3 protein-coding genes and 1 other RNA gene (1 of these 4 running past the window's edge) are annotated in these 2968 nt (G+C 47.4%); all 4 read right to left on the bottom strand.

Annotation, left to right across the window (positions count from 1 at the left end; translation table 11 throughout):
• Positions 1–343: a transfer-messenger RNA gene (gene ssrA, locus B3180_RS10465) on the bottom strand; it reaches 92 nt to the left of the window's first position.
• A 101-nt stretch (positions 344–444) separates the two neighbouring features.
• Positions 445–1098: an isoprenoid biosynthesis glyoxalase ElbB gene (gene elbB, locus B3180_RS10470; protein ID WP_054488264.1), complete on the bottom strand. Its 654-nt coding sequence runs from the start codon at positions 1096–1098 to the stop codon at positions 445–447.
• Positions 1099–1133: 35 nt separating this feature from the next.
• The gene (locus B3180_RS10475; protein WP_054488266.1) at positions 1134–2252 is read right to left on the bottom strand and encodes an NADH:flavin oxidoreductase; all 1119 of its coding nucleotides are present in this window, start codon (positions 2250–2252) and stop codon (positions 1134–1136) included.
• An 84-nt stretch (positions 2253–2336) separates the two neighbouring features.
• Positions 2337–2968 (bottom strand): peptidase C39 family protein (locus B3180_RS10480; protein WP_286844395.1); only part of this gene is annotated, 632 nt, incomplete at its 5' end.

Raw genomic sequence — 2968 nt, forward strand, 5'->3', positions numbered from 1 at the left:
AGTTGAACCCGCGTCCGCAATACCTACATCCTCGGTCCTACATGCTTAGTCAGTCTTTTAGTTAATCAGTGTGACGCCGACTGACAGGCTTCACAACTGACGAGTCCGATTAAGTTTAACGCTTCAGCTCCGGACAAAGCATCCACGCGAGTCTACATTAGGTTGAGCCATCCTGGTCCGGTCTCGCAGACAAAGCGCCGGGGGATGGGCTTAGCGGGTTATTAAGCCGCTAGAGCGTAGTTGTCGTCGTTTGCAACTATTAGGTTGAGGCTTTTTACGAGGCCTGCCTCACCTCGGCATGCACCTTGGGTTTCGTGTATCCCGTCGAATCCAGATCAGCCCCAAAGCTATTACTTACGTAATCTGTGTACTATAACTCAGACACCGCTTAAGTGCTATAAGTTCCGCACTCAAGCGGTTATTTATTGGGCTTTAATTCAGCTACTAGGCCGCCATATATAAGACTTTTTCAACCAATTTGCTGATTCCCTCTTCTGCGTCTGGCAAGTTTTCGGCCAGCATATAGGCTGGTGTGGTGACTAATTGGTGTTTATCATCCACAACAATATCGCGAACACCGCAGTTCACATGCTCGCCGCCCATTTTGTTAATGGCGCTGGCCACTTCGCCATCGTTACCGATGGTGACTTTGACCCCTTTCCCGTAAATATGCGGCAATAACACTGGCGCAATACACATATAGCCCGCAGGTTTCTTGGCATCGACAAAAGCCTTACCAACTTTTAAAACCTCGTCATTGACCGTCATATCGGCGCCTTTTACAGCAAAGTCACACAGGTTCTTCGCCACACCAAAGCCGCCTGGCAAAATTAACGCATCAAATTCAGTTGAATCTAAATCGCTTAGCGGCCGGACCTCACCACGGGTAATGCGCGCGGCTTCCTCAAGCACATTGCGTTTATCACCGCTTTCTTCACCTTTAAGGTGGTTAATGGTGTGCATCTGCTCTATATCTGGCGCAAAACATTCGTAGCTTGCGCCTTGCTTCGCTATATGCAACAACGTCAATACCGTTTCGTTCACTTCGGCGCCGTCAAAGACACCGGAGCCGGATAAAATAACTGCTACTTTTTTCATCGTAGAAACCTCCTGTCCGCTACTTAAAAACCGCTTCAATCCAGTTCAATGTGCGCGTCATTTTCGTCCCGCCACTTCCACTCATTTTCAAGTGTAGCGGTTGGTTGGAGCATGGCAAAATCTAACTGGCGTAATGGTTCAGAGGACTTTATCCGAATTGGAAAGTCCGGATTTGCCAATGACGTTTTCGCCATAGCCAGTAACGCATTCGGATAATGTGCCGCTACATGCTCATAGTTTTTCTCACTAATGCCGCCATTAACAATTAACGGAATATCTGAGAACTCTTGTACAACATCACCCAGCGTTTTATTGCTTCCACCTTTAAACGGTTTACGCATAACATCAGTGTCTGTTGTATGAATGTAATCCACACCAGCTTTATCCATAGCCTTAACCACTTTTATCATGGCGTCTTCACCTTCCGGCCACTGATATTCTGAATCCGTCACCGTAATTTGACTGAGTCGCACACCAACAATGAAGTCGTCTCCGGCTGCCGATTTCGCCGCCTTAACTACCAACTCAAGAAAGTGCATACGTTTCGCCATGCTACCGCCCCACTGGTCGGGGCGCTGATTAAAGTAGTCGCTCAAAAATTCATTCAGTAAATAGCCATTAGCCGCATGCAGCTCAATGCCATCAAAACCAGCTTCTTTAGCACGGTTTACTGCACCAACAAAGCCGTTCATAACAGCATCAAAATCGGTCTCATCCATGGCTTTCACTTCAGGCCAACCGTCTGTTTTACCATATAAATCTAATGGCTCGCCCTTAGGCTTTACTTCACTGGGTCCGATTGGCGTATCGGTGTATTCGTTGTGTTGAAACTGCGCGCCGGCATGCATCAACTGCATAATGAACTTACAGTCGTGCTTGTGAACCCGCTCAACAATCTCTTTCCACGCATCGGTTTGTGGAGCATCGGTAATGCCCGGCTGGTTTTCATAACCCTGACTTGCCTGGCGGTCAGTGTAAACGCCTTCACTGATGATCATACTCCAGCCACCTTTGGCGAAGCGTTCGTAATATTCACCCATTAACTCGGTTGGCTTACCTTTTTTATCGGCACTGGTTCGTGTCATTGGGGCGACGACAAAACGGTTTTCCAGCTTGTGGCCTTTTAGTTCAAAATCATCAAATGCTGAGCTCATAAGGAATTCCTTTATCATCTGGTACTGTTATATGACTTTGAGCATAATTACGGATAATTCAAGGGCAATTGATCACTTTGTTATCTAATTAGCACAAAGCACAACCGCCGCTTTTTGCTTACGACCGCCGTAGCCAAAGGCTTTACTGAAGGTGCTTATAGGTACAGGTAAATATTGACGCTCGGTTGGAGATTCCCAGGGCAGCGTGTCATAGTCCGGGTCATTGATGTAAATAAAGTCGTCATCCGCAGCGCAAATTAAAACCCAGTGGGGAGCGCGAATACCATCAAACTGATAAGTTGAAATCAGCGCCATAATCAGACAGCCCTGGCTTAAATCTACTTTTATTAAATTAACGTCATAATCACGCACAACAATGGGCACATCGTGTTCACGTAAATAGGTCATATCGGCCTGCTGTATACGCTGCATCACTGTCTTTTTCTGTTCCTGACGCACTGAATCTACAAACAGGGGCTGCTCAGTATTAACTTCCACCCGTACTTTCAAGCCACGTTGATACGCCGCGCGCGCCAGCCCATGTGGCCCACAACCACCATGTCCGGAGGTCATATAAATGGTGGTTGCCTGACGCCAAATTTCCAGCTCTTCAGCTTGCGGATCACTGCTCGGCCGGCCGAAATAATCCATCGCCATTAACAAGCTGGCTGGTCCGCAGGTAAACTCTGTCGACTGAGTCAGCATAGGAACATATT

The organism is Idiomarina sp. UBA4206 (assembly GCF_002383015.1).
In the GTDB taxonomy this organism is placed as follows: Bacteria; Pseudomonadota; Gammaproteobacteria; order Enterobacterales; family Alteromonadaceae; genus Idiomarina; species Idiomarina abyssalis.